Here is a 24,905-nt window from a genome sequence, read left to right on the forward strand (position 1 = left end):
GCTTTCGATCGGGGGCGCTCGGCCTCAGATGAACAGGCAGACGTCCGAGTCCTTGGCGACCGGCAGGAAGTAGGTGGCGCCGACGTAGTCCACACCGTCGATGAACTCGTCGGTGCTGAAGCCGAACACGTCCACCGTCATCTGGCAGGCCACCATCTTCACCTCGGCCTCGATGCACAGCTCGCGCAGCTCCTCCACCGTCGCCACGCCCTTGTTCTTGAAGGTCTTCTTCATCAGCGTCGTGGCCACCGACTCGAAACCCGGAATACCCGCCATGATCAGGTTCGGCATCGGCCAGTTGATGTCCTGGAACCACTTCGGTCCAAAGGGCATCTTCATCGGCATCGCCGGATTGCCCAGCGGGCTCACCTTGGCCTCGATCTTCTTCTTCAGCAGCAGCAGACCGTAGAAGGTGAAGAACACACTGGTCTCCCAGCCCAGCGCCGCCGCCGTCGAGGCCAGAATGAAGGGCGGATAGGCCCAGTCCAGCGTGCCCTTGGTGGCAATGATCGCCATGCTCGGCGTCCGGCTCTCCTCGATCGCCTCGAGCTTCTGCGGCAACAGTTCGTCCAGCTTCTCGTTCAGCCACTGATCCAGTTGTTCAGGGGAGTCAGTCATGGGGCGTCTCCTTGGGTTCTCTGTGGGGGAGGGGCGATCCAGGGGCTGTCGGGACCGCTCAGTAGCCGAATTCACCCAGCCAGGTGCCGGCACGGTAATCGATGTGCAGCCAGTGCGGGATCAGCGCTTCAGGGCGCGCCGCCGGCATGGTCTTCACGGGCGGGGCGCCGTCGACCTCATTGACCCGGCATTCCTCGGTGACCACCGGCCGGAAATAGAGATCGATGTTCGGGGCGATTGCTACCGGTGGCAGCTCGGCTTGCGAGGTCTGGTCCGCGGTGCGGAAACGGACCGCCTTGCGTACCAGGCAACTGAAATAGAGTTCCATCTCGATCTGCAGCGGGGTGGTCAGCTGCTGGGCCGCCATCCTGGCCCGGCTGGTGAATTCCACACGGATGCTTCGGCCAAGGAAATCGATCTCGAAGGGCGTGCTGCCGATGGCTGTCCGGTCAGAAGGCGCAGCCTGGGTGAGGGTTGTGGTGGTCATCCGGCAATCTCCGTATGATTTGTCCTGCCAGGGATGAAAACAAACCAGTTGGTATGTAAAATAGCCGTTGTCGGCCGGGAAAGTCAAGCTTATCATGGAATAAGAGCATAATTTCCTGTATTATAAACATTTTTAACTCCGCCGCAGGGAGGGCGACGGCGGGGATCGAGACCCACCCCGGAGGGCGGTCAGTCGCCGCGGCAGAACAATGATATTAGAAGCCAGATCCAGCAAGGCCGGGCGCGACCCGGATCGAACCCGCAAGGCCATCCTCGAGGCCGCCTTTGGCGAGATCTACCGTCACGGTTTTCAAGGCACCCGGCTGGACGACATCGTGGCCGCCACCGGCCTGACCAAGGGGGCGCTCTACCACCATTTCCCCAACAAGCGGGCGCTCGGCTATGCCGTGGTCGAGGAGGTGATCGCCGAGCAGATCCACAGGATCTGGCTGGAACCGCTGCTGACGGCAGAGAACCCGTTGCAACGACTGATCTATAACGTCGAGCATCTGGAAGAACTCGGTGGCGAACAGCTGGTGACCTACGGCTGTCCGCTCAACAATCTTGCCCAGGAGATGTCGCCCCTGGACGAGGGATTCCGCACCCGTCTCGACGAGGTCTACAGCGCCTGGGAAAGCGGCATCGAGGCCGCACTCGCCCTGGCCCGGGAACGGGGCCAGCTGCGCAGCGAGGTCGACACCGGCCAGCTCGCGACCTTCATCATCGCCGCCCTTTCCGGTTGCATCGGCCTGTCCAAGAGTGCGCAGAGCCTGGAACTGCTGCGCGACTGCAGCGGGGGCCTGCTGCAATACCTGCGTTTCCTCAGCGCGGAGGCCGGGCAATGAGCCGGGATCTCGCCGCCTGGTTGCTGCGCTGGCGCTGGCCGCTGCTGCTGAGCGTGCTGGCAGCCGCGCTGCTGGCCGGCTGGGGCGCGGGACGACTGCACTTCACCAACGACTACCGGGTCTTCTTCAGTCAGGAGAACCCCCAGCTGCGGGCCTTCGAGAACCTGCAGGACACCTACACCAAGAACGACAACGTGCTCTTCGTGCTGGCGCCCCGTTCAGGCGATGTGTTCACTCGCGAGACCCTGGCCGCCGTCGAATGGCTGACCGAGTCGGCCTGGCAGATGCCCTATTCGATCCGCGTCGATTCGATCAGCAACTTCCAATACAGTCATGCCGGTGGCGAGGACGAGCTGGTGGTCGAGGATCTGGTCCAGGGCGCCGCCTCCCTGGACGACACCCGGATCGCCGCGATCCGCGAGGTGGCCCTGAACGAGCCCCAGTTGCTGCGGCGCCTGGTCTCCGCCAGTGGCGACGTCACCGGGGTCAACGTGACCATCCAGCTGCCGGAGATCGACACCATCCACGAGGTGCCCGAAACGGTCGCCTATGCCCGCCGCCTGGCCGCCGAACTCGAGCAACGCTACCCGGAGATCGACGTCTACCTGACCGGCATGATCCTCATGAACAACGCCTTCTCGGAGGAGACGCGGCGCGACATGAGCGGACTGGTGCCGATCATGTTCGGGGTGATCTTCGTTGCCCTGCTGCTGCTGCTGCGCTCGCTGAGCGCGACCCTGGTCACCTTCCTGGTCATCGTGCTGGCGATCGTCACCGCCATGGGCCTGACCGGCTGGCTGGGCATCGCCCTGACCCCGCCCTCGGCCACCGCCCCGACCATCATCGCCACCCTGGCGGTGGCCGACTGCGTCCACCTGCTGGTCAGCTTCCTGCACAACCTGCGCTACGGCATGGACCGGCAGGCAGCGATGCTGGAGAGCCTGCGCATCAACTTCCAGCCGATCTTTCTCACCAGCCTGACCACGGCGATCGGCTTCATGAGCATGAACTTCTCCGATGCCCCGCCGTTCCGCGATCTGGGCAACATCGTCGCCATGGGTGTGGCTGCGGCCTTCGTCTATTCGGTGACACTGCTGCCCGCGCTGATGGTGGTGCTCCCGGTGCGGGTGCGGTCGCTGCCGTCCACCGAGGGCAGCGAGGCCATCGACCGGCTGGCCGAGTTCGTCATTGCCCGGCGCCGCCCCCTGCTGTGGGGCATGGGCCTGCTGGTATTGGGGCTGGTGCTCATGGTGCCGCGCAACGAACTGAACGATGAATTCGTCAACTACTTCGACCGCAGTGTCGACTTCCGCCGTTCCACCGACTTCGCCACCCAGCACCTGACCGGCATCTACACCATCAGCTATTCCATCCCCGCCGCCGGCCCGGGGGGCATCAGCGAACCGGACTATCTGCAGAAACTGGAGGCCCTCTCCAACTGGTTGCGTGCCCAGCCCGAGGTGATCCACGTCAACACCCTGAGTGACACCATGAAGCGGCTCAACATGAACCTGCATGGGGACGACCCGGCCTGGTACCGGGTGCCGGGACAGCGCGAGCTGGCGGCCCAGTATCTGCTGCTGTACGAGATGTCGCTGCCCTATGGGCTGGATCTCAACAACCAGATCAACGTCGACAAGTCGGCCACCCAGCTCACCGTCACCCTGCAGAGCCTGTCGACCCACCAGTTGCTGGCGCTGGAGGAGCGGGTGCAGGACTGGTTCCGCGAACACGCCCCGGCGCTGCGCACCGACGGTGCCAGCCCGTCGATCATGTTCGCCCATATCGGCCAGCGCAACATCCGCGCCATGCTGATCGGCACCAGCGTCGCCCTGGTGCTGATCTCCATGATCCTGATCTTCGCGCTGCGTTCGCTGCGCATCGGCCTGATCAGCCTGATCCCCAACCTGGTGCCTGCGGCCATGGCCTTCGGACTGTGGGGCCTGCTGGTGGGGCGGGTCGGGCTGGCGCTGTCGATCGTGACCAGCATGACCCTGGGCATCGTGGTCGATGACACCGTGCATTTCCTGAGCAAGTATCTGCGTGCCCGCCGGGAGCGTGGCCTGTCCAGCCCGGATGCCGTGCGCTATGCCTTCCACACCGTGGGCCGGGCCCTGTGGGTGACCACATTCGTGCTGGCAGCGGGCTTCCTGGTGCTGTCCCGTTCCGCCTTCGAGCTGAATGCCGGCATGGGGCTGCTCACCGCCATCACCATCCTGCTCGCCCTGCTGGCCGACTTCCTCCTGCTGCCGCCGTTGCTGATGCGGCTGGACCGCAACCCTCAGCGGATCTCCTCCAGGCGGTAGCGCTTCTCCAGGATGCGCGGCGTGATCAGGGCATAGCCCTGCTGCTGCCAGTGGGCCAGATCGGTCATCGCCGAGGGCACCAGCAGCACGAAATCCTGAAAATCTTCCCGCTGGTAGCCGAAATCCGCGGCGGCCAAGGCACAGACCCGGAACTCCACCCCCAGCTGGCTGTAGTAGCGCATGCGCTGCACCGCCGTCCGGTAGCGTGCCTCGTTCTTCTTCGCCAGGGCCACGATCTCCGTTCCGTGGACGACGACCTTGATGTCGAGCATCTCCGGGGCGATGTCGTAGGGGCTCTCCATGAGTGGATTGATCAGCGAGCGGATCCAGTAGAGGGCGGCGTTGATCTCGTCTGGCGTGTCGAAATAGAACTCGAACAGCACCTGCTGCGGGACGTAGGGGGTCTGCACGAAACGGGCGCCCTCGGCTTCTGCCGCCGGGGCCTGGGGCAGGGCAGCCAGCAGCAGGCAGAGCAGGGGCACGGCAGCGCGGCGCAGGGGCATGACGACCTCCATGTCTATACTATAGACCGCAGTCCGCGTCGCGTGAGCCGAAGGGTTGGCACGGAACCTGCTCAATAGAGTCAGAAACATCCTGTACAACATCGAGAGGAGACGACGACATGGCCCACATCATCATCATCGGCGCCAGCACCGGCGGCATGCCGGCAGCCTACGACATCCGTGCAGAAGTCGGCCCGGAGCACAGGATCACCGTGCTCAACCAGTCGGAACTGTTCAGTTTCGTGCCTTCCAATCCCTGGGTGGCCGTCGGCTGGCGCGACCGGAGTGACGTGACCTTTCCCATCGAACCCTATCTGAAGAAGAAGAACATCGACTTCATTCCCATGCCGGTCACCGAGATCAAGCCGGACGACAATCAGGTGGTCCTGAACGACGGCACGGTGCTGGACTACGACTACCTGGTGATCGCCACCGGCCCGAAGCTGGCCTTCGAGGAGGTCGAGGGTCTGGGGCCACAAGGCCACACCCAGTCCATCTGCACCCTGCCACATGCCGAGTCGGCCTATGAGGTGTGGAAGGAATTCGTTGAAAATCCAGGGCCTATCGTGGTCGGTGCGGTGCAGGGCGCGTCCTGTTTCGGTCCCGCCTACGAGTTCGCCTTCATCATGGATGCCGACCTGCGCAAGCGCAAGATCCGCGACAAGGTACCCATGACCTTCGTCACCTCGGAACCGTACATCGGTCATCTGGGCCTCGGCGGGGTGGGCGACTCCAAGGGCATGATGGAATCCGAGCTTCGCAACAAGCACATCAAGTGGATCACCAACGCCAAGGTCAGCCGGGTCGAGGCAGGCAAGATGTTCGTCACCGAACACAATGCCGAGGGTGAGCCCATCAAGGAGCACGAGCTGCCCTTTGCCTACTCCATGATGCTGCCGGCCTTCAAGGGAGTGGATGCGGTCAACAATGTCGGCGAAGATCTCGTCAATCCGCGGGGGTTCGTCAAGGTCGACGAATACCAGCGCAATCCCAAGTGGCACAACATCTATGCCGTGGGCGTTTGCATCGCCATCCCGCCGGTGGAGGCCACGCCCGTGCCGACCGGGACGCCGAAGACCGGCTACATGATCGAATCCATGGTGGCCGCGGTTGCCCACAATATCAAGAACGACCTGGAATCCAAGCCCGTCGACGAAAAGGCCACCTGGAACGCCATCTGTCTGGCCGACATGGGTGACACGGGCGTCGCTTTCGTTGCCATGCCGCAGATTCCGCCGCGCAACACCTCCTGGATGAAGAAGGGCAAGTGGGTCCACTATGCCAAGGTGGCCTTCGAGAAGTACTTCCTTTCCAAGATGAAGCGCGGTTCGACCGAACCCATCTACGAGAAGTATGTGCTCAAGGCCCTAGGCATCACCAAGCTCCTCTGAAGGGACTGCCAGGCGTCAGTGACATTGACACTCTGACAGAAAGGTGACAGTATGGCAGTGACGTCATGTCACTGCCTGTCACCCATGCCCACGGAGGCCGCGCCATGAGCAAGATCGCCGATCCCCTCAAGCCAACCTGCGAACAGATCATCGACATCATTCCCGATCCCTTCGTCGTCATCGATCGTGACTACCAGATCGTCGCCGCCAACCGGGCCTATCGGGCCCGTTACGGCGTGGAGATCGGCGAACTGGTCGGCCGGCGTTGCCACGAGGTTTCGCACCATTCCAGCGTGCCCTGCAGCGAGAACGGTGAGCACTGTCCGCTGGAGGATGTGCTGGAACGCAAACACTCGACCCAGGTGATGCACGTCCACTACGACAACAACGGCAAGGAGGAGTACGTGCAGTTGCATGCCAGCCCGCTGCTGGACGAGTCGGGCGAGGTCCGCTACATCGGCGAGAGCATCTTCAAGGTGGTAACCCACGACGTCGACAACGATGCCCTGCTGGTCGGGCGATCCCAGCCCCTGTTCCGCATGGCCAGCCTGTTGCAGCGGGTGGCGCCGACCCAGACCACGGTGCTGCTGACCGGGGAGAGCGGCTCCGGCAAGGAACAGGTGGCCAAGTATGTCCACCACTATTCGACGCGGGCCAACCGCGACTTCGTGGTGGTCGACTGCGGCGCGCTGGGCGAGAGCCTGATCGAGAGCGAGCTGTTCGGCTACGAGCGCGGCGCCTTCACCGGCGCCACCCAGCGCAAGAAGGGCCTGTTCGAGGCCGCCGACGGCGGCACCCTGTTCATCGACGAGGTCGGTGAGTTGCCGCTGTCCCTGCAGACCAAACTGCTGCGCGCGCTGGAGACCAGCCAGATCCGGCGCGTCGGCGGCACCGAGTACATCCCGGTCGACGTGCGCATCATCGCCGCCACCAACCGCAACCTGCAGGCCATGGTGGCCGAGGGACAGTTCCGCCAGGATCTCTATTACCGCCTGTCGGCCTTCCCGGTACAGGTGCCTCCACTACGGGAACGCAAGGATGACATCCCCCGCCTGGCGGAATACTTTCTCAGCCAGATGGAGGACGCCGACCGACATATCCCGCTGTCCGCCGAGGTCATCGAGACCCTGCTCGACTACGATTATCCGGGCAACGTGCGCGAACTGCGCAACATCATAGAACGTGCCGCCATCCTCGCCTGTGACGACATCATCCGCCCGGAGCACATCGTGCTGGAACGCCCGGAGGAGAGAAAACCCGACCTGTCTGTCTTCGAGACCCCGATCCGGCTGCTGTCCCGGCGCAGCGGCCGCCTGAGCGGGGAGGCGGTGCTGCATGCGCTCAATCAGGCACAGGGCCACCGGGCGCGGGCCGCCGAGCTGCTCGGCGTCAGCGAGCGCACCCTGTACCGCTACATCCGGCGCATGAAGCAGGCCGAGGCCGGCTGATCAGCCGCCGGCCTCGCCCGGCTCAGGGCCTGGACAGACCGCGTCAGGCCTCGCGGCGGCGACGCGTGATCCCCAGGCCCAGCAGTGCACCGGACAGGAGCGCCAGGATCCCCGGTTCGGGCACCTTTCCGGTCGGCGGCGGAGCGACGCGTTCCTGGATGGCCGAATAGGTGACGTCGCCCTGGGAATAGTTGTAGAACCCGAAGCGGCCGTTGCCAAAGCTGCCATTGATGTTCAGTTCGGTCTTGCCATTGACCGCAACCTGGATGTTGCTGGCGGTAAAGATCAGATCGAAGGCGTATTCGGTCAGATCCGACCAGCCCGTCGACCCCAGGGTCTTGCCGCGTTGCAGCTCCTGCACCGTGCCGCTATGGCACCAGCTGTCGGCATTGTCGGGCAGGCCCGCCGTCACCCGGGATATGGCGAGGCCGGCCAAGGCGGTGCAATTATAGTAGCCCTGATCCCCCTGCTTCCAGTCGATGAGAATGAAATCCGTGCTCGCGGCACTGAGATCGCCGGGCTGGAAACCCAATACAAAGCCGATGTAGTCATCGTCGCCGGACGTATTGACACGGATCTTTCCCGACAGGGCTTTGCCCTGCCCAAGGAAATCGCTGTAAAAGACGGTGGGCGAACCATTGATGGTCTGGGTAACGGAATTCTTGTCCGCGGCGACGACCCAGTTCGAGTTGCTTCCCTCCACTGTCCAGTTGCTGAGATCCACGTTGATGGGTACAGCGATGGCAAGAGGGGGGACGCTCAGCGCAAACAGGCCAGCGGCGAGGATGGTCCTGGAATAGGGCATTGTTCTTCTCCTTGAAAACTTAATCCTGACTAAAAACCTTCCCGATTTCTCATCGAGGCAACTTTGGTACCAGGATTTCCAACCCGCTGTATGTGTTGAGTATTATTTTTCTCTCTCGCCAAGCTTTGCCGGGAATGTAAAAAATGCTGACGGCCTATCCAGTCCGGCTGACGGCCCAGGCAAAAAAACGGCGGCCGAAGCAGCCGCCGTGAAGCGAAACAGCCAGGCCGGGTTACGGGGCCTTGCGACGTCTGGCCACACCGACCAGGCCCGGCAGACCCGGGCCAAAGATCCACAGAGCGGCTGGAACGGGAACGGGAGAGACCGAAGGGAAATCGCCAGTCTGGGAGTCTGTCGGATTCAGGACTGATCTACAGCGCGGGTGGGAGGGCGGTGCGAATCACCCCGATTTCTCGTTGCGCAGTCCCGCTGTGCGCCTCGAAATCGTGAAGATTCGTGCTCGCTCTCCCACCATGCTCACTATGATTGCCCAAATCCGGCAGACTCCTAGCCCGGATATTGCGTCAAGGCAGGCTCCGTGGGCCAAGGTGGCAGGATGGCGCGGTACCCCTTGCGCCCCGATCGCGGCCTGGAGACCGCTCCTACGCCAACACATTGTGCCGCCATGCCCCGTAGGAGCGGCCTCCAGGCCGTGATGGGGATTGCCACCAAAATCGCGGCGTGGACGCCGCTCCTACAGGGTAGGGCGGAACCTCTTGTTTTGTAGGAGCGGCCTCCAGGCCGCGATCGGGGGGTCCACGGCGGGCAATGCCCGGAATCAATCGAACAGACACAAAGCCGGGTTACGAGTTCCCGATCCATTTGCCAGCCTGCACGCCGGTCATGCGCGCCGCCTTGGTGCAATATCCGGGCTTGGCATGACATATTCCACAACAAAATTCCATCTAAATATCATATGGTTGTGTTTGTTTCTTGAATTCGATGGCATGATAGATTGTAAGCAGTCACAGGCGAACTTCTTGGAATCCTTGGGCTGTCGGCATCGAGTCGCCCAGCCTGTGATGCCATCGCGCGGTGCACTGCCCGGCTGAAAATGCCCTGCCATGTCCTGACCGGTCATGACATGACAGGCAAAAAAGAAGGCGGCCGGAGCCGCCTGTAGAGGCCAGGGTTGGAGGAGGTGAAACCGTTGACAGGTGGTTTCGCCGTGGTGGCGTCAGACCGCCGTTCAGCACTTCCCCTGCTGCAGGGCCACGCGCCTGAGATAGGCTTCTCGCGCCACGCTTACGTCCTGCAGAAAGGGTGCCAACTCGTCCAAGTGCAGCGCCTGGGGGCCGTCGACCAAGGCCTTCTCCGGTGCCGGGTGAAAATCCACCAGGACCATGTTGGCCCCGGCGATCACGCCCTGGGCGGTGACGTGCATGACGTCCAGCAGGCCGTCCGGGGCGCGGTCGCGGCTGCCGACCGAGTGCGAGGGATCGATGCACACCGGCATCCGGGTCAGGCGCCGCACCACAGGCACCTGGGCGAAATCGACGAAGTTGCGGTGCGGGTCGCCCATGTTGCTCTTCATGCCGCGCAGGCCGAAGACCACCCGGCTGTTGCCCTCGCTGGCCAGGTATTCCGCCGCATTGAGCGATTCCTCCAGGGTGATGCCGAAACCGCGCTTGAGCAGCACCGGCATCTCGGGCTCGCGGCCGACCGCCTTCAACAGCTCGAAGTTCTGGGTATTGCGGGTGCCGATCTGCAGCATCACGCCGGTCGGATTGCCGGTGGCCTGCAGGGCTTCGCGGATCTCCCTGATATGGCTCTCGTGGGTGACCTCCATGGCGATCACCCGGATGCCGTACTTGCCGGCCAGTTCGAAGACCCAGGGCAGACAGGCCTTGCCGTGGCCCTGGAAGGAATAGGGGCTGGTGCGCGGCTTGTAGGCCCCCATCCGGGTGCAGACCTGTCCCTGTTCCTGCAACGCGCGCATCATCAGCTCGACGTGCTGCGGCGTGTCCACCGCACACAGCCCGGCGAACACGTGCAGCTCGTCCTGGCTGAAGCGCACCCCGTTGTAGACGAATTCGAGCGAGGCCTGCCGGGGATCGTGGCGGCCGAGGATGCGGTATTCCTCGGAGATGCGCACCACCTGCTCCACGGTGGGCAGGGCCTGCATGTCGGCGATCGACAGGGCGGAGGTGTCACCCACCAGATAGACCTCGGTCAGGGTCTGTTCGGCACCGTGCACCTGGTGGATGCGGGCCTCGATGTTCGGCAAGCGCGCCAGGTAGTCCATCAGCTGGCGGTGGCCCTCGCTGTCGAGGTCGGTGTTGGGTTCGAGTATCAGCAGCATGGCATCTGTCCTGTCGGTGGGGGATGGCGAGGGTTATACTATGCCCGCATCAGCGAGACTATTCTCCCCAGCCGCAGACGGTCAGCAACCATGCCGAAGCGTTATCCGGGGGCCGCCGGCGCCGCGCTGCGCGCCGACTGGCAGGCCTTCGACCGTGAGCACATCTGGCATCCCTACAGTTCCATGACCACACCGGTCACCGCCTTCCCGGTGGCCTCGGCCCAGGGTGCGCACATCCACCTCGAAGACGGCCGCGAGCTGATCGACGGCATGGCCAGCTGGTGGTCGGTCATCCACGGCTACAACCACCCGCTGCTCAACCAGGCCCTGCGCGAACAGCTCGACGACATGGCCCACGTCATGTTCGGGGGGCTGACCCACCGGCCCGCCGCCGAACTGGCGGCGCGGTTGATCGACCTCACCCCGCCCCCCCTGCAGCATGTCTTTTTTGCCGATTCCGGTTCGGTGTCCGTCGAGGTCGCCATCAAGATGGCCATCCAGTACTGGTATGCCCAGGGCCAGACCCAGCGGCAGAAACTGCTCACCATCCGCTCCGGCTATCACGGCGACACTTTTGCCGCCATGTCGGTCTGCGATCCCGTGGGCGGCATGCATCAGATCTTCACCGGCATCCTGCCCAGGCAGTGCTTCGTGCCGGCGCCGAACTGCCGCCGGGACGAAGATTGGTCCGGGCAGGAGATCCAGGAGCTGCAGCGGCAGCTGGAACACAATGCCCACGAGGTGGCGGCGGTGATCCTGGAGCCCATCGTGCAGGGCGCCGGCGGCATGCGCTTCTATTGTCCGGAATACCTGCGTCAGGTCCGCCTGCTCTGCGACCAGGCCGACGTCCTGCTGATCTTCGACGAGATCGCCACCGGCTTTGGCCGCACCGGCCGGCTGTTCGCCGCCGAGCACGCCGGTGTGGCGCCGGACATCATGTGCGTCGGCAAGGCGCTCACGGGTGGCTATATGACCCTGGCCGCGACCCTGGCGACGCGCCGGGTCGCCCATGGCATCAGCGATGCCGACCCTGGCCTGTTCATGCACGGACCCACTTTCATGGCCAATCCGCTCGCCTGTGCCGTGGCGAGCGCGAGCATCGACCTGTTGCTGGCGCAAGACTGGCAACAGCGGGTCAAGGCCATCGAAGCGGCCCTGGAGGCCGGGCTCGCCCCCTGCAGGGAGCTGCCAGGGGTGCATGAGGTGCGCGTGCTGGGGGCGATCGGGGTGGTGGAACTGAATCGGCCCGTGGACATGCAACGCATGCCGGCGCAGTTCGTCGAGCGTGGCGTCTGGGTGCGGCCGTTTCGCAATCTGGTCTATGTCATGCCGCCTTATGTGATCAGCAAGGAGGAACTCGCCCGCCTCACGGCGGCGATCTGCGAGGTGGTGGGGGAGGCAGGAGTTAGAAGCTAGGAGTTAGAAGCCAGAATTCAGAAGCCAGAATTCAGAATTCAGGAGTCAGGAGATACGGGGTAGGAGCGATCGCCAGGTCGCGATGCGGAGCGTTGCGCCGCGCTCAATCCCGGAAACGCTTCAGCAGATCCCCATAGGCATCGATGCGCCGGTCGCGCAGATAGGGCCAGATGCGGCGTACCGTCTCGCTGCGCGCCAGGTCCAGATCGGCGAGCAGCAGCTGTTCCTGCTCCACGGTCGCCTCGGCCAGCAGCTCGCCCTGGGGTCCGGCGACGAAACTCGAACCCCAGAAGTGGATGCCATCGCCGCGACCTGAAGGATCGGGCTCGAAGCCGGTGCGGTTGCAGGCCGCGACTGGCAGGCCGTTGGCGATGGCGTGGCCGCGTTGCACGGTCAGCCAGGCATCGCGCTGGCGCGCCTGCTCGGCAGCGTCGTCGGCCGGATCCCAGCCGATGGCCGTGGGATAGAGCAGCAGCTCGGCGCCGGCCAGGGCCATCAGCCGTGCTGCTTCCGGGTACCACTGATCCCAGCAGACCAGCACGCCGAGCCGGCCGACGGCCGTATCGATCGGCGTAAACCCAAGATCGCCCGGCGTGAAATAGTACTTCTCGTAATAGCCGGGGTCGTCCGGGATGTGCATCTTGCGGTAGCGTCCGGCGAGCCTCCCATCGGCGTCCAGCACCACGGCGGTGTTGTGGTAGAGGCCGGCGGCACGACGCTCGAACAGCGAAGCGACGATCACCACCCCCAGCTCGCGGGCGAGGGCGGCCAGTGCCTCACTGCTCGGACCGGGGATCGGCTCGGCAATGTCGAAGCAGGCCGGATCCTCGGTCTGGCAGAAATAACGGCTGTTGTGCAGCTCCGGCAGCAGCACCAGGCGGGCACCGGCCTCGGCAGCCTGACGTATCCCAGCCAGACAGCGCGCCAGATTGGCCTCGCGATCGTCGCTGTCGCGGGCCTGCTGCAGGGCGGCGAGACGCAGCGGCCGGCTCAAGCTGCCTCCTCCCCGAGCACACCCTGCGGCAGCTGCATGCTGGCGCAGTGCAGGCCACCGGCCTGGACGATCAGCGGCCGGCTGTCGATGGCATGGATCTCGCGACCGGGAAAGACCTCGGCCAGACGTTCGACTGCCACGGCATCGTTGGCATCGCCATAGGCCGGCACCAACACGGCGTCGTTGATGATCAGGAAATTGGCATAACTGGCCGGCAGCCGGCGACCGTCGCTGTCATGAACGGGGGCCGGCAGGGGCAGGGGCACCAGGCGATAGCCCGAGCCGTCGCTGCGGCGCAGCGCTGCCAGTTCCCCGGCCATCGCCTGCAGGGGCTCGTAGTGCGGGTCGTCCGGGTCCTCGCAGATCGCATGGGCGATGCAGTCCAGGGCACAGAAGCGGGCCAGCATGTCGACATGGCCGTCGGTATCGTCACCCTCCAGCCAGCCGTGCCGCAGCCAGAGGATGCGCTCGACGCCGAGCCGGCTGCGCAGTTCCCGCTCCAGCCCGGCACGGTCGAGATCCGGATTACGATGTGGATCGAGCAGGCAGCGCTCGGTGGTCAGCAGGCTGCCTTCGCCATCGGTGTCGATGGCGCCACCCTCCAGGACCAGGGGCTGGGCTTCGCGCGGCGTCTCGCCAAAGGCACCGGCGGCGTGCAGACCGGCGGTCACCAGGGTGTCGAGTTCCGAGGGATACTTGCCGCCCCAGCCGTTGAAGATGAAATCCAGCAGCCGGGGACGGCCGTCCTCCAGCACGCAAAGCGGCCCGTAGTCGCGCACCCAGGTATCGTCGCTGGCCACGCAGTGCAGCCGCACCCGGCGCAGGTCGACATCGGCCTCGAGCAGATGATCGGCGACATGGGCCCGGTGTGCTTCGTCATAGCAGCACACCACCAAGGTCTCATGGGCAGCGATGGCCCGCGCCAGGGCCAGGTAGATTGCCTCGACCTCGGCCAGTCGCGGCGCCCAGTCCGAATGCGGATGTGGCCAGGTCAGCAGGACCCCGTCCTGGGGTGACCACTCGGCGGGGAGTCGGCGCGTCATCGCGGCGGGCGGAGAGGGCAGGGGTCAGGGGGCATGGGGGCGGTGGAGCACGCTGTGGATGACCCGCGAGCCCTCGAAATAGACGGTGAAATCCTGGTATACCCAGCGGGTGATGGGAGGCTCCCCGACCGGCCCAAGGATCTGCTGCGGTTCACCGAAGCGGGCGCGTACGGCCTCCATGGTCTGACCACTGCGTGGCCGTTCCAGCCCGGCGGGGCTGTTCGGCGGTTCCGACTTGAGGGCGTCGATGATCAGAACCTCGGCCCGGGCCCCGGGTAGGGCGGCCAGCAGCAGGGCGCTGGCCAGAAACAGTCTGCGCAGGATCATTCCGGTCTCCTTTGAGCCCTCGGCTCCATGGGTTTTGTCAACTATAACATCCATTTATACTAAGACAAACGATAACAAAGCCTCATTCAGCGGGTCTCTGGACGATCAGCCCGCAAGGCGCAATGGCGCCGGCAGGGTGATTCCCTGTCAAGCCATGGCAACCTGCGGATGGCCGTCCAGAGGCCCGCCCGCAGGGAGCTTGCCAGGCGCCCCGGCTCTGCGTTGTACCCCTTGGCAAGGGCGGGCCATTCCCTGCGGGGCACGCCTTGATCCGGGGCGCCTGGCAAGCTCTGAATGAGGCTTTGTTATCGTTTGTCTTAGTAAGTGGTCAAATGGTCATTTCCGGGGTTTCGCCGGGCAGCCGGCGAGCGCCAGTGGCGGTAAAGTTCGAGCCCTCGCGGTCGACACAGGTGACATGCGACTGTCCACGTTCATCGGCTCCCTGGCCTGGAGCCTGCTGGCCACAGTGAACGGCCTGGCCAGCGCCAGCAGCGGTGCCCTGCGGTTCGGCGCCGATCTGGAGGAGGCCGCCTGGCACATCGAGCGCGCCAGCGGCCGCTGTGCCCTGGTGCAGCCCATCCCCCGCTTCGGCGAGGTCCGTTTCCAGCAGCAGTCGGGCAAGCCCTTCGGCTTCTCCATCGACGTGCCCCAGCCGCCACACCGGCCCCAGCTGGCCAGCATGCAGTCGGTGCCGCCGGCGTGGATGCACGATGCAACGCCGCAGGAACTCGGCAGCGTGCCGCTCCAGCGCGGCAACCGGCCGCTGACCCTGGACCGCGGCCCGGCGATGCGCCTGTTCTACGAGCTGGAGAAGGGCCGTTTTGCCGAATTCCACTACCGCGACTGGGCCGACGGCCGCGATCCGGTGACAGTGACCGTTTCCGCCCTGCGTTTCAAGGAGGTTCTGCCCGAGTTCCTGGACTGCCTGGCCGGGCTCATCCAGCTCGACTTCGATGTGGCCGCCGAGTACCGCATCCACTTCGCTACCGACAGCTTTCAGCTGAACCAGCACAGCCGCCGTCAACTGAGCCGGATCCTGCGAGCCTTCCGCCAGCGCAAGGACAAGGACGTGGAGAAGATCGTCATCGCCGGCCATGCCGACCGCCGGGGCGGTTCATCCTACAACGACAAGCTGTCCTACCGCCGGGCCCGCGAGATCAAGCGCTACCTGGTGCGGCGCGGCATCCCGGCCGACCGTATCGAGCTGCGCGCCTTTGGCGAGAGCTGGCCGGTCAACCCCGCCAATACCCCGGAGGCCCTGGCCGAGAACCGCCGCGCCACCCTTTGGTTCGCCGAGAAACCCTGACCCCTGAATTCTGGCTCCTGAATTCTGGATTCTGAATTCTGGATTCTGAATTCTGGATTCTGAATTCTGGATACTGGTTTTCACCCCCTCCCATCCTTTTCCGTGCCTTCCTCGGGCTGCGTGGCTATAATCCGGCCGCATGTTCCGCCCTTATGAACTCTTCATCGGCCTGCGTTATACACGCGCCAAGCGCCGCAACCATTTCATCTCCTTCATCTCCTTCATCTCCATTCTCGGCATCGCCCTGGGCGTGACGGCGCTGATCACCGTGCTTTCGGTGATGAACGGCTTCGAAAACGAGCTGCGCACCCGCATCCTCGGCATGGCGGCCCATGCCACCATCACCTCGGCCAGCGGTTCGCTCAACGACTGGCAGCGGCTGGCCGGGCTGGCGGAGCGCAATCCGGATGTGGTGGGCACCGCCCCCTTCGTCCGCGGCGAGGCCATGATCACCCATCGCAACCGGGTCAGCGGTGCCCTGCTGCGGGGGATCCTGCCGGAACGCGAGCCGCGCGTCTCCGACGTCGGTGCGCACATGAAGGTCGGCAGCCTGGAGGCGCTCAAGGCCGGCAGCTACGGCATCGTCCTCGGCAGCGAGCTGGCCTACAATCTCGGTGCCTCGCTGGGCGACAAGGTGACGGTGATCAGCCCCCAGGCCACCATCACCCCGGCCGGCACCCTGCCACGGCTGCGGCGCTTCACCGTGGTCGGCATCTTCGAGGTCGGCATGTACGAATACGACCGGGGCGTGGCCATGCTGCATATCGCGGACGCCGCCCGCCTGTTTCGCCTCGGCGCGGGCGTCACCGGGCTGCGTCTAAAGCTCGACGACCTGTTCTCGGTCAAGCGCGTGGTCCACGAACTGGCGGCCGAGCTGCCCTATGAATACCGCCTCAATGACTGGACACGGCAGCACGCCAACTTCTTCCGCGCCATCAAGACCGAGAAACGGGTGATGTTCATCATCCTGGCGCTGATCGTCGCGGTGGCCGCCTTCAACATCGTCTCCACCCTGGTGATGGTGGTCACCGACAAGCAGGCGGACATCGCCATCCTCCGCACCCTGGGCGCGACGCCGGCCTCGGTAATGGGGATCTTCATCGTCCAGGGAACCCTGATCGGCACCTTCGGCACCCTGCTCGGGGCGGTGGGCGGGGTCGCCCTGGCACTCAACGTCGAGACCCTGGTGCCGGCCATCGAGCGTTTCTTCGAGGTGCAGTTCCTGCCCGCCGACATCTACTACATCAGCGAACTGCCGTCGCGCCTGGAATGGCCCGACGTCTGGCGGATCAGCGGCTTCGCCTTCCTGCTCTGCCTGCTCGCCACCCTCTATCCCGCCTGGCGCGCCGCCCGAACCCAGCCGGCCGAGGCCCTGCGCTATGAGTGAGATCGTCATCCAGTGCCGGGGACTGGCCAAGACCTTCATGCAGGGGCGGCTGGCGGTGGAGGTGCTGCGCCACATCGACCTGGAGGTCGAGCAGGGCGAGCGCATCGCCATCGTCGGTGCCTCGGGCAGCGGCAAGAGCACCCTGCTGCACCTGCTCGGCGGCCTGGACGCACCGACTGGCGGCGAGGTGCGGGTGGCGGGACACGACATGAGCCGCCTGGGCGACGCCGAGCGTGGCCGGCTGCGCAACCGGGCGCTGGGCTTCGTCTATCAGTTCCATCATCTGCTGCCGGAGTTCTCGGCGCTGGAGAACGTCGCCATGCCGCTGCTGATCCGCGGCGAGGGCATCGCCCAGGCGCGCCAGACGGCCCGCAGCCTGTTGCAGCAGGTCGGTCTGGAGGCACGGCTGCATCACAAGCCAGGGGAGCTCTCGGGCGGTGAGCGGCAGCGGGCGGCGCTGGCCCGGGCGCTGGTCACCCGGCCACGCTGCGTGCTGGCCGACGAACCGACCGGCAATCTGGACCGGGTGACCGCCGAGCACGTCTACCGGCTGATGCTGGACCTCAACGAGGCGGTCGGCACCAGCTTCGTGATCGTCACCCATGACCCGGCACTGGCGGCGCGCATGGACCGGGTGCTGACCCTGGAGGACGGGGTGCTGCAGCCGTCCTGAGCCGGTTCAGCGCCGCGGCCTGCCGAACAGCCCCGGGTGATGGCGGCGGCACCGACGCAGCACGTAGTAGCGCCAGGCGAGCCGCACCAGCCCGAACCCCAGCACCGCAGCCACCAGCCCCGTGACCAGGCTGCCCAGCAGCAGCGGTTCCCAGATCTCCTCCATGCTCTGCAGCAGGGCGGCGCTGGACAGTTCCATGCCCCCCACCTCGGGCGTGCTGCCGAGCATCCAGCTGCCGAGCCGGTAGGTGCCGTAGAAGATCGGTCCCATGGTCAGCGGATTGGTGATCCACACCAGCGCCACCGAGGCGGGCAGATTGACCCGTGCCCAGATCGCCAGCGCGGCGGCGATCACCATCTGCCCGGGGAGGGGGAGCAGGGCACAGAACAGGCCCACCGCCATGGCCCCGGAGATGGAGCGCCGGTTCAGGTGCCAGAGATTGGGATCGTGCAGGCGGGTCCCGAAACGGGCCAGATGCGGATGCCTGCGCACCTTTTCCGCATCCGGCAAATAGCGTTTAATGAACTTCCTGGGCATGGGTAGGGCTCGGGGCGAGACGGCGTGGCAGGATGCCAGCAGTCGATATTATCCACAAATCCGTTCAGGGAAGAACATGTTTCTGTCCGCTCTTGGCTTTCTCGGCGGCATCCTGCTGTTTCTTTATCCGCCGCCGGCCGTCGCCTGGCTGCTGCTGCCACTGCTGGCCTGGCGGCCGGCCCGGCGCCGCGCTCCCTGGCTGCTGGCCGGCGCGCTCTGGGCCGCCCTCCACCCGCCGCCCGAGCTGCTCGACGCCGCCCTTGAAGGCCAGGACCTGCTGCTGCGCGGCAGCCTCGTCTCGCTACCCGCCGCCGACACCGCGCGCCAGCGCTTCCGCTTTCGGGCCGAGGCACGGCGGGTCGGCAATGACTGGCAGCCCTTCCACCACGAACTGCGGCTCAGCTGGTATCGCGCCCCCCTGAGGCTCGGCGCCGGCGACCGCTGGCAGTTCCGGGTGCGGCTCAAGCGGCCGCGGGGCTTCGCCAATCCCGGCGGCTTCGATTACGGGCGCTGGCTGCGACGCCAGGGCTTCACGGCCACCGGTTACGTCCGCCCCTCGCCCGACAACCGCCGGCTCGGCGCCGCTTCCGGTCTGCCGCTGCTGAAGCTGCGCCAGCACCTGCTGCGTCAGATCGATCGGGCCCTGGAGGGAAGGGCGGGGCAGGGCGTGGTCACCGCCCTGGCCCTCGGCCAGCGGGAGGGCATCGATCCTGCCCAGTGGCAACGGTTGCGGGCCACGGGCACCGCCCACCTGGTGGCCATCTCCGGTCTGCACGTCGGTCTGCTGGCCGGCCTCGGCTTTCTGCTCGGACGCGGCCTCTGGAGCCGCTCCAGCCACCTGACCCGGCGGCTGGCGGCGCAACGCGCCGGGGCCCTCAGCGCCATCGCCCTGGCGACGGCCTATGCGCTGCTGGCCGGTTTCTCCATTCCCACCCAGCGCGCCCTGCTGATGGTCACCCTGGCCGGTCTCGTCCTGCTGCTGGGTCGTCCGCTGCGCCCCATGCCCCTCTTTGGTACTGCCCTGCTGGGCGTGCTGCTGCTCGATCCCCACGCCGTGCAGGATCCCGGTTTCTGGTTGTCCTTCACGGCCGTGGGCCTGTTGCTGTGGGCCGGTCTTGGCCGCCGCGGCCCGCGGCCACCTCTGCCCAGGTTGCAGGCCCTGCTGCGCAGCAGTCTGCTCCTGACAGTGGGGTTGGCGCCGGTGACCGCACTGGCCTTCGGCCAGGCCGCCTGGCTGTCGCCACTGGCCAATCTGTTGGCCATCCCCTGGGTGACCCTGCTGGTCGTGCCGCTCAGCCTGCTGGGCACGGCCCTGCTCGGCATCGGCGTCGAGGCGGGCGGGACACTGCTGCGGCTCGCGGCTGGAGGCTTCGAGGCGCTGGACAGGGTGCTCGGCTGGCTGGCGGCATTGCCGGGCGCTGCCGGCTGGCTGCCACCCCCGGAACCCGTCGCGCTGCTGCTGGCCGTGACCGGGGTGCTCTGGCTGGCGGCGCCGCGAGGCTTCCCCGGTCGCTGGGTGGCTGGCCTGCTGCTCCTGCCCTTGCTGCTGCTGCGCCCCCCGCAGCCGCCGCCGGGTCATGCCTGGTTCAGTCTGCTGGACGTGGGCCAGGGGCTGGCCGCAGTGGTCCGCACCCGCAACCATGTGCTGGTCTACGATACCGGTCCCCGCTTCGCCAGCGGATTCGAGACCGGCAGTGCCGTCCTGCGGCCCTTCCTGCTCCAGGCGGGGCTCCGCGCCGTCGATCTGCTGATCGTCAGCCACGGGGACAACGACCACATCGGCGGCGCGCGCGGCCTGACCCGCAGCCTGCCGGTCTACCAGGTGATCAGCAGCGTGCCCCAGCGCCTCGACTGGCGCCGTGCGGCACGCTGTGATCGGCCGCGGCGCTGGTCCTGGGACGGGGTAGGATTCGAGCTCATCCATCCGGCCGGCCGGCGCCGCTGGCGCGGCAACAACGCCTCCTGCGTGCTGCGGGTGGTGGCGGCCGATGGACAGGCCCTGCTGCTGCCGGGGGACATCGAGGCCGCCGCCGAACGTGCCCTGCTGCACGGAACGGCGGATCTGGGCGCCGATCTGCTGGTGGTGCCGCATCACGGCAGCCGCACCTCGTCGACGGCGGCCTTCATCGAGCGGGTCGGGCCCCGCTACGCGCTGTTCGCCGTTGGCTACCGCAACCGCTTCGGTTTCCCACGGCCGGAGATAGCGGCCCGCTACCGTCAGCGGGGAATCCGGCTGCTGGACACCGCGACGGCCGGTGCCATCCATTTCCGTCTGGGCAGCGGCCCGCAGGGGCTGCGTCCACGGACCAGCCGGCCGTGATGCAAGCAGGGAGGTGAATCCGTATGATAGACGCCGCAACGTCGGCCGCCAGGCCGGATATTGCACCAAGGCGGCTCCTATGAATCGGAGTGCAGGCTGGTATACAAGGCCAGGAGGCTCGCAAATGGGCCCTCGTGGCGGGGTACGGTTTGTGCCTATTCGATTTCAGGACGCATCTGGCTGCGCATCCTGGCCGATCGCCCTTGAATCATAGCTACGGCTATGCTTCTGCGGGTGATCGACCAACCTGCTTTGCCAGCTCCGCCCTGAGCATCGAATCCTTGGTGCAATATCCGGGCTAGCCCGTGCCGGCATGGAATCCTCAACGGGGATGGACTGCAACGGTGTATGAACTGATCAAAGCGGGCGGCTGGCTGATGCTGCCCATCCTGGCCTGCTCGGTGGTGGCCCTGGCGATCATCGGCGAACGCATGTGGATGCTGCGGGTGCGGCGGGTACTGCCACGCCACCTGGTGGCCCAGATCTGGACCTGGGTGCGCAACCGCGAACTGGACAACGTCAAGTTGCAGACCCTGCGCGCCGGTTCGCCGCTGGGCCGGATCCTCGCCGCCGGGCTGGTCAACGTCCGGCACGACCGCGAAATCATGAAGGAAGCCATCGAGGACACCGGCCGCCACGTGGTGCTGGAGCTGGAGCGCTACCTCAACAGCCTCGGCACCATCGCCGCCATCACCCCGCTGCTCGGCCTGCTCGGCACCGTGATCGGCATGATCAAGGTGTTCACCGCCATCACCACCCAGGGCGTCGGCAATCCCGGCGTGCTGGCCGGCGGCATCTCCGAGGCGCTGATCACCACCGCGACCGGCCTTTCGGTGGCCATCCCCAGTCTGATGTTCTATCGCTACTTCCGCGGCAAGGTGGACATGCTGGTGGTGCGCATGGAAGAGGAGGCGCTGAAGATGGTCGAAGTGCTGCACGGCGAACGCGAGGAAGATCCGGACACCCGGGAGGTCCTGTGAACCTGCGCCCGCGGCGTCGCGAAGATCCGGAGGTCAACCTGACACCGTTGATCGACGTGGTCTTTCTGCTGCTGATCTTCTTCATGATCTCCACCACCTTCGACCGCGAGGCGGAACTCAGGGTCGAGCTGCCGCAGGCCACGGCCGAGCCGGGTGAGCCCCCCCCGGAGCTGCTGGAGATCACGGTCAACGCGCGCGGCCAGTATTTCGTCAACGACCAGCAGGTGGTCAACAGCCAGCCGCAGACCCTGAAGCGCGCCATGCAGCAGGTGCTGGCCGGCCGCAAGGAGCTGCCGGTGGTGATCCGTTCCGACGGTCAGGCCCCCTACCAGGCCGTGGTCACGGTGATGGACGTGGCCCGCCAGCTCGGCCTCTCGCAGCTGTCCCTGGCCACCACCCAGACGCCCGCCGAATAAAGCCCATGCCGGACGCAGCGCCTCCCGCCTCGGCCTGGTCGCATTACAAGCGGCTGCTGCGCTACGCCGTACCCTACTGGCGGCTGTTCCTGTTCTCCAGCCTGACCATGGCCCTGTATGGCGCGACCGACGCCATGTTCGCGGCCCTGATGAAGCCGATGCTCGACGAGAGCTTCGTGGCCCGGGATGCGGCGATGATCCGCACCATTCCGCTGCTGCTGATCGGCCTGTTCGTCTTCCGCGGCCTGACCGGTTTCGCCGCCAACTACGGCATGAACTGGATCGGCCGGCGGGTGGTGCAGGTGCTGCGTGGCGAGCTGTTCGACAAGATCCTCCATCTGCCGACCGCCTTCCTCGACCGGGTCAGCAGCGGCGAACTGGTATCGCGCCTGATCTACAACGTGGAACAGGTCGCCCAGGCGAGCACCAATGCGGTCACCATCCTCATCCGCGACAGCTTCACCGTGGTCTTCCTGCTGGCCTGGATGTTCTATCTGAGCGGCTGGCTGGCCATGCTGTTCCTGCTCATCGGTCCGGTGATGGCCTTCCTGATCCGCTACGTCAGCCGCCGCTTCCGGCGCATCAGCACCCGCATCCAGGAATCCATGGCCGACGTCACCCAGATCGCAGAGGAGGCCATCCACGGCCACCGCATCGTCAAGGCCTTCGGTGGCGAGGACTACGAACGGCAGCGCTTCGAACGGATCAACAACAAGAACCGCACCCTGCAGATGAAGATGACCGCCACCAGCGCCGCCTCGGTGCCAGTGGTACAGCTGATGGGAGCGGCGACCCTGGCCCTGGTCATCTACCTGGCCACCGAGGATTCACTGCAGGGCAGCATCTCGGCCGGCGATTTCGTCTCCTTCATCACCGCCATGATGCTGCTGATGCCACCGCTGAAACGCCTGACCAGCGTCAACTCCAGCCTGCAGCGCGGCATCGCCGCGGCGCAGAGCCTGTTCGAGATCCTCGACGCGGAACAGGAGGCCGAGCGCGACGGCCGGCCGCTGGAGCGGACCCGTGGCGAGATCGATTACCGGCACGTCGGCTTCCGTTACCCGGGCGCCTCGGCACCGGCCCTGGACGACGTCAGCTTCCACGTGGAGCCGGGGCAGACGGTGGCCATCGTCGGCCGCTCCGGCAGCGGCAAGTCGACCCTGGTCAACCTGCTGCCACGCTTCTACGAACCGCAGAGCGGGCAGATCCTGCTCGACGGCTACGACCTCGGCGGCTACCGCCTGGCCGACCTGCGGCGGCAGATCGCCCTGGTCAGTCAGGAGGTGACCCTGTTCAACGACAGCATCGCCCACAACATCGCCTATGGCGCCTGCAGCGGTGCCAGCCCGGAACAGATCCGCAGGGCTGCCGAGATGGCCCATGCGCTGGAGTTCATCGAGCAACTGCCAGAGGGCTTCGACACCCCGGTGGGCGAGAAGGGCGCACGCCTCTCCGGTGGCCAGCGGCAGCGCATCGCCATCGCCCGGGCGCTGCTCAAGGATGCCCCCATCCTGATCCTCGACGAGGCCACCTCGGCGCTGGACAGCGAATCCGAACGCGCCATCCAGACGGCGCTGGAGACCCTGATGCGCGGCCGCACCACACTGGTCATCGCCCATCGCCTGTCGACGGTGGAGAAGGCCGACCGCATCCTGGTGATGGAACGCGGCCAGGTGGTCGAATACGGCTGCCACGAAGAGCTGCTGCAGCGCGAGGGTCAGTACGCGGCCCTCTACCGGCTGCAGTTCAGCGAGGAGCGGCTGGCGGCCATCGCTGGTGAACGGCCGCCATGCTGAGGCACCTGCCGGAACTCTGGTACCGGCGTCATCCGCTGCTCGTCCTGCTGCTGCCGCTGAGCCTGCTCTACTGCGGCCTGGTGCTGCTGCGCCGCCAGGCCTACCGGCTTGGCCTGCTGAGAACACGGCGCCTGGCCGTGCCGGTGATCGTGGTCGGCAACATCAGTGTCGGCGGCACCGGCAAGACACCGCTGGTGGCCTGGCTGGCCGAGCGGCTGGCCGCGGCCGGCTACCGGCCCGGCCTGGTGGCCCGCGGCTATGGAGGGCGGGCGCGAAGCTGGCCGCAGCAGGTGCGGCCCGACAGCGACCCGGCCGCGGTGGGCGACGAACCGGTGTTGCTGGCCCGGCTCAGCGGCCGGCCGATGGCCGTCGGTCCCGACCGGGTGGCGGCCGCCGAGGCCCTGCTGGCGCACAGCGACTGCGATCTGATCATCAGCGACGACGGGCTGCAGCACTATCGGCTGGCACGGGACATCGAGATCGCGGTGATCGACGGCGTGCGCCGCCTCGGCAACGGCCTCTGTCTGCCGGCCGGGCCGCTGCGCGAACCGCCCTCGCGGCTGCAGACGGTCGACTTCAAGGTCTGCAACGGCGTGGCCGGCCCGGGCGAATACGCCATGCGGCTGTCGATCCGCAAGGCACGGCGGCTGAACGATGCCGCCGATGAACGGCCACTCGCCGCCTTCCGCGGCAGTCCGGTGCACGCCCTGGCCGGTATCGGCCATCCACAGCGCTTCTTCGAGGCACTGCGCCGCCAGGGCCTGGAGATCATTCCTCACAGCTTTCCCGACCACCATGCCTTCCAGGCCGCGGATCTGGCCTTTGCCGCCGATGGCCGGCCGGTACTGATGACCGAGAAGGATGCCGTGAAGTGTCAGCGGCTGGGACTCGACAACCTCTGGCTGGTGCCGCTGGAGGTGCAGCTCGACGCACGCTTCGAGGCCGAGTTGCTGGAACGGCTGGAGACATGCAGCATCCCCGCCTGATTGCTAAACTACCCGCTTCC

At 66.0% G+C, this 24,905-nt stretch carries 22 protein-coding genes; 13 read left to right on the forward strand and 9 right to left on the reverse strand.

Annotated elements, in window-relative coordinates; all coding sequences use genetic code 11:
- Positions 1-24: 24 nt before the first annotated feature.
- Together QVG61_RS06675 and QVG61_RS06680 are read right to left on the reverse strand one after the other, a co-directional pair.
- Entirely contained in the window at positions 25-516 is a 492-nt protein-coding gene (locus tag QVG61_RS06675) for a DsrE/DsrF/DrsH-like family protein (protein WP_289932734.1), read from the reverse strand.
- A 160-nt stretch (positions 517-676) separates the two neighbouring features.
- On the reverse strand, positions 677-1,105 hold the full coding sequence (locus QVG61_RS06680) for a hypothetical protein (protein ID WP_289932627.1): 429 nt from the start codon (positions 1,103-1,105) through the stop codon (positions 677-679).
- A 208-nt stretch (positions 1,106-1,313) separates the two neighbouring features.
- On the opposite strand from QVG61_RS06680, the gene QVG61_RS06685 reads away from it, so the two are divergent.
- Complete coding sequence (locus tag QVG61_RS06685; protein ID WP_289932628.1) at positions 1,314-1,949, forward strand: TetR/AcrR family transcriptional regulator; 636 nt, start codon at positions 1,314-1,316, stop codon at positions 1,947-1,949.
- The gene (locus QVG61_RS06690) at positions 1,946-4,255 is read left to right on the forward strand and encodes an MMPL family transporter (protein ID WP_289932631.1); all 2,310 of its coding nucleotides are present in this window, start codon (positions 1,946-1,948) and stop codon (positions 4,253-4,255) included. The genes QVG61_RS06685 and QVG61_RS06690 overlap by 4 nt, the downstream gene beginning before the upstream one ends.
- On the opposite strand, the gene QVG61_RS06695 is transcribed toward QVG61_RS06690, so the two are convergent.
- A complete protein-coding gene (locus QVG61_RS06695) occupies positions 4,231-4,758 on the reverse strand; it encodes a DsrE family protein (protein ID WP_289932632.1) in 528 nt (175 codons plus the stop codon). The genes QVG61_RS06690 and QVG61_RS06695 overlap by 25 nt on opposite strands.
- Before the next feature lie 119 nt (positions 4,759-4,877).
- Between QVG61_RS06695 and QVG61_RS06700 the strand changes: the two genes are divergently transcribed.
- Positions 4,878-6,149: an FAD/NAD(P)-binding oxidoreductase gene (locus tag QVG61_RS06700; protein ID WP_289932634.1), complete on the forward strand. Its 1,272-nt coding sequence runs from the start codon at positions 4,878-4,880 to the stop codon at positions 6,147-6,149.
- Between the two features lie 104 nt (positions 6,150-6,253).
- Positions 6,254-7,597: a sigma 54-interacting transcriptional regulator gene (locus QVG61_RS06705; RefSeq protein WP_289932635.1), complete on the forward strand. Its 1,344-nt coding sequence runs from the start codon at positions 6,254-6,256 to the stop codon at positions 7,595-7,597.
- 43 nt (positions 7,598-7,640) lie between these two features.
- Here the strand turns inward: QVG61_RS06705 and QVG61_RS06710 are convergent, their stop codons facing one another.
- Together QVG61_RS06710 and QVG61_RS06715 are read right to left on the reverse strand one after the other, a co-directional pair.
- Positions 7,641-8,402: a PEP-CTERM sorting domain-containing protein gene (locus QVG61_RS06710; protein ID WP_289932637.1), complete on the reverse strand. Its 762-nt coding sequence runs from the start codon at positions 8,400-8,402 to the stop codon at positions 7,641-7,643.
- Positions 8,403-9,591: 1,189 nt separating this feature from the next.
- Positions 9,592-10,704, reverse strand: coding sequence for a 3-deoxy-7-phosphoheptulonate synthase (locus tag QVG61_RS06715; protein ID WP_289932639.1), 1,113 nt, complete (start codon positions 10,702-10,704; stop codon positions 9,592-9,594).
- A 90-nt stretch (positions 10,705-10,794) separates the two neighbouring features.
- Here QVG61_RS06715 and bioA point away from each other — a divergent pair, with 90 nt between their 5' ends.
- A complete protein-coding gene (gene bioA, locus QVG61_RS06720) occupies positions 10,795-12,120 on the forward strand; it encodes an adenosylmethionine--8-amino-7-oxononanoate transaminase (protein ID WP_289932642.1) in 1,326 nt (441 codons plus the stop codon).
- Positions 12,121-12,223: 103 nt separating this feature from the next.
- Here bioA and QVG61_RS06725 read toward each other — a convergent pair whose 3' ends face one another.
- From QVG61_RS06725 to QVG61_RS06735, 3 genes are read right to left on the reverse strand one after another with little or no spacing between them, the layout of a single operon-like run.
- Complete coding sequence (locus tag QVG61_RS06725; protein WP_289932735.1) at positions 12,224-13,102, reverse strand: carbon-nitrogen hydrolase; 879 nt, start codon at positions 13,100-13,102, stop codon at positions 12,224-12,226.
- A gap of 8 nt (positions 13,103-13,110) precedes the next feature.
- Entirely contained in the window at positions 13,111-14,157 is a 1,047-nt protein-coding gene (locus QVG61_RS06730) for an agmatine deiminase family protein (protein ID WP_289932643.1), read from the reverse strand.
- A gap of 24 nt (positions 14,158-14,181) precedes the next feature.
- On the reverse strand, positions 14,182-14,484 hold the full coding sequence (locus tag QVG61_RS06735; protein WP_289932645.1) for a hypothetical protein: 303 nt from the start codon (positions 14,482-14,484) through the stop codon (positions 14,182-14,184).
- 415 nt (positions 14,485-14,899) lie between these two features.
- On the opposite strand from QVG61_RS06735, the gene QVG61_RS06740 reads away from it, so the two are divergent.
- The 3 genes from QVG61_RS06740 to lolD all read left to right on the forward strand — a co-directional run bounded on the left by QVG61_RS06740 (position 14,900) and on the right by lolD (position 17,850).
- A complete protein-coding gene (locus tag QVG61_RS06740) occupies positions 14,900-15,790 on the forward strand; it encodes an OmpA family protein (protein WP_289932647.1) in 891 nt (296 codons plus the stop codon).
- Between the two features lie 139 nt (positions 15,791-15,929).
- Complete coding sequence (locus tag QVG61_RS06745) at positions 15,930-17,177, forward strand: lipoprotein-releasing ABC transporter permease subunit (protein WP_289932648.1); 1,248 nt, start codon at positions 15,930-15,932, stop codon at positions 17,175-17,177.
- Positions 17,170-17,850: a lipoprotein-releasing ABC transporter ATP-binding protein LolD gene (lolD, locus tag QVG61_RS06750; protein WP_289932649.1), complete on the forward strand. Its 681-nt coding sequence runs from the start codon at positions 17,170-17,172 to the stop codon at positions 17,848-17,850. Before QVG61_RS06745 ends, lolD begins: the two co-directional genes overlap by 8 nt.
- 6 nt (positions 17,851-17,856) lie before the next feature.
- Here the strand turns inward: lolD and QVG61_RS06755 are convergent, their stop codons facing one another.
- A complete protein-coding gene (locus QVG61_RS06755; protein WP_289932650.1) occupies positions 17,857-18,387 on the reverse strand; it encodes a DUF2062 domain-containing protein in 531 nt (176 codons plus the stop codon).
- A 76-nt stretch (positions 18,388-18,463) separates the two neighbouring features.
- Between QVG61_RS06755 and QVG61_RS06760 the strand changes: the two genes are divergently transcribed.
- From QVG61_RS06760 to lpxK, 5 genes are all read left to right on the forward strand, one after another.
- Positions 18,464-20,707: a DNA internalization-related competence protein ComEC/Rec2 gene (locus tag QVG61_RS06760; RefSeq protein WP_289932651.1), complete on the forward strand. Its 2,244-nt coding sequence runs from the start codon at positions 18,464-18,466 to the stop codon at positions 20,705-20,707.
- A 344-nt stretch (positions 20,708-21,051) separates the two neighbouring features.
- Positions 21,052-21,687 carry a MotA/TolQ/ExbB proton channel family protein gene (locus QVG61_RS06765; RefSeq protein WP_289932652.1) on the forward strand — a complete coding sequence of 212 codons (636 nt, stop codon included), beginning with the start codon at positions 21,052-21,054 and terminating at the stop codon, positions 21,685-21,687.
- Positions 21,684-22,103, forward strand: a complete 420-nt coding sequence (locus QVG61_RS06770; RefSeq protein ID WP_289932653.1) for a biopolymer transporter ExbD — start codon at positions 21,684-21,686, stop codon at positions 22,101-22,103. The genes QVG61_RS06765 and QVG61_RS06770 overlap by 4 nt, the downstream gene beginning before the upstream one ends.
- A gap of 5 nt (positions 22,104-22,108) precedes the next feature.
- Positions 22,109-23,899 carry a lipid A export permease/ATP-binding protein MsbA gene (gene msbA, locus QVG61_RS06775; RefSeq protein ID WP_289932654.1) on the forward strand — a complete coding sequence of 597 codons (1,791 nt, stop codon included), beginning with the start codon at positions 22,109-22,111 and terminating at the stop codon, positions 23,897-23,899.
- A complete protein-coding gene (gene lpxK, locus QVG61_RS06780) occupies positions 23,893-24,885 on the forward strand; it encodes a tetraacyldisaccharide 4'-kinase (protein ID WP_289932655.1) in 993 nt (330 codons plus the stop codon). The genes msbA and lpxK overlap by 7 nt, the downstream gene beginning before the upstream one ends.
- Positions 24,886-24,905: the final 20 nt, after the last annotated feature.

Origin of the sequence: Thiohalobacter sp. IOR34 (genome assembly GCF_030406045.1) — a bacterium.
Taxonomy (GTDB): Bacteria; Pseudomonadota; Gammaproteobacteria; order Thiohalobacterales; family Thiohalobacteraceae.

What these genes read in the sequence shown, in the direction of transcription:
- QVG61_RS06675 (WP_289932734.1), bottom strand. Translation starts at nt 516, where the DNA reads ATGGCGATCATTGCCACCAAGGGCACGCTGGACTGGGCCTATCCGCCC.
- QVG61_RS06680 (WP_289932627.1), bottom strand. Translation starts at nt 1,105, where the DNA reads ATGACCACCACAACCCTCACCCAGGCTGCGCCTTCTGACCGGACAGCC.
- QVG61_RS06685 (WP_289932628.1), top strand. Translation starts at nt 1,314, where the DNA reads ATGATATTAGAAGCCAGATCCAGCAAGGCCGGGCGCGACCCGGATCGA.
- QVG61_RS06690 (WP_289932631.1), top strand. Translation starts at nt 1,946, where the DNA reads ATGAGCCGGGATCTCGCCGCCTGGTTGCTGCGCTGGCGCTGGCCGCTG.
- QVG61_RS06695 (WP_289932632.1), bottom strand. Translation starts at nt 4,758, where the DNA reads ATGCCCCTGCGCCGCGCTGCCGTGCCCCTGCTCTGCCTGCTGCTGGCT.
- QVG61_RS06700 (WP_289932634.1), top strand. Translation starts at nt 4,878, where the DNA reads ATGGCCCACATCATCATCATCGGCGCCAGCACCGGCGGCATGCCGGCA.
- QVG61_RS06705 (WP_289932635.1), top strand. Translation starts at nt 6,254, where the DNA reads ATGAGCAAGATCGCCGATCCCCTCAAGCCAACCTGCGAACAGATCATC.
- QVG61_RS06710 (WP_289932637.1), bottom strand. Translation starts at nt 8,402, where the DNA reads ATGCCCTATTCCAGGACCATCCTCGCCGCTGGCCTGTTTGCGCTGAGC.
- QVG61_RS06715 (WP_289932639.1), bottom strand. Translation starts at nt 10,704, where the DNA reads ATGCTGCTGATACTCGAACCCAACACCGACCTCGACAGCGAGGGCCAC.
- bioA (WP_289932642.1), top strand. Translation starts at nt 10,795, where the DNA reads ATGCCGAAGCGTTATCCGGGGGCCGCCGGCGCCGCGCTGCGCGCCGAC.
- QVG61_RS06730 (WP_289932643.1), bottom strand. Translation starts at nt 14,157, where the DNA reads ATGACGCGCCGACTCCCCGCCGAGTGGTCACCCCAGGACGGGGTCCTG.
- QVG61_RS06735 (WP_289932645.1), bottom strand. Translation starts at nt 14,484, where the DNA reads ATGATCCTGCGCAGACTGTTTCTGGCCAGCGCCCTGCTGCTGGCCGCC.
- QVG61_RS06740 (WP_289932647.1), top strand. Translation starts at nt 14,900, where the DNA reads ATGCGACTGTCCACGTTCATCGGCTCCCTGGCCTGGAGCCTGCTGGCC.
- QVG61_RS06745 (WP_289932648.1), top strand. Translation starts at nt 15,930, where the DNA reads ATGTTCCGCCCTTATGAACTCTTCATCGGCCTGCGTTATACACGCGCC.
- lolD (WP_289932649.1), top strand. Translation starts at nt 17,170, where the DNA reads ATGAGTGAGATCGTCATCCAGTGCCGGGGACTGGCCAAGACCTTCATG.
- QVG61_RS06755 (WP_289932650.1), bottom strand. Translation starts at nt 18,387, where the DNA reads ATGCCCAGGAAGTTCATTAAACGCTATTTGCCGGATGCGGAAAAGGTG.
- QVG61_RS06760 (WP_289932651.1), top strand. Translation starts at nt 18,464, where the DNA reads ATGTTTCTGTCCGCTCTTGGCTTTCTCGGCGGCATCCTGCTGTTTCTT.
- msbA (WP_289932654.1), top strand. Translation starts at nt 22,109, where the DNA reads ATGCCGGACGCAGCGCCTCCCGCCTCGGCCTGGTCGCATTACAAGCGG.
- lpxK (WP_289932655.1), top strand. Translation starts at nt 23,893, where the DNA reads ATGCTGAGGCACCTGCCGGAACTCTGGTACCGGCGTCATCCGCTGCTC.